The organism is Micromonospora sp. DSM 43699 (assembly GCF_055517075.1).
Genome location: NZ_JBTMMT010000246.1, coordinates 1 through 420, shown reverse-complemented (window position 1 = coordinate 420; position 420 = coordinate 1). Strand labels below are relative to the sequence as shown.

1 protein-coding gene is annotated in these 420 nt (G+C 67.9%); it reads right to left on the bottom strand.

Annotated features, from left to right (window positions below; genetic code table 11):
• On the bottom strand, positions 1–420 hold a 420-nt coding region (locus AC0AIB_RS31475; RefSeq protein ID WP_465098125.1), incomplete at both ends, for a methionine adenosyltransferase domain-containing protein.

The following is a 420-nucleotide window of genomic DNA, read 5'->3' as shown; positions in this document are numbered from 1 at the left end:
ACCCAGCGCATCGCGTACGCCGCCGAACGGTCGACCTTGGACGGGTCCTTGCCCGAGAACGCACCGCCACCGTGACGGGCCATGCCGCCGTACGTGTCGATGATGATCTTCCGGCCGGTCAGACCCGCGTCGCCCATCGGGCCGCCGATCTCGAAACGGCCGGTCGGGTTCACCAGCAGGCGGTAGCCCTCGGTGTCCAGCTTGATCCCGTCCTCGACGAGCTGCGCGAGCACGTGCTCGACGACGAACTCGCGGATGTCCGGCGCGAGCAGCGAGTCCAGGTCGATGTCGCTCGCGTGCTGCGAGGAGACGACCACCGTGTCCAGCCGCACCGCCTTGTCACCGTCGTACTCGATGGTGACCTGCGTCTTGCCGTCCGGACGCAGGTAGGGAATGGTCCCGTTCTTGCGCACCTCGGAC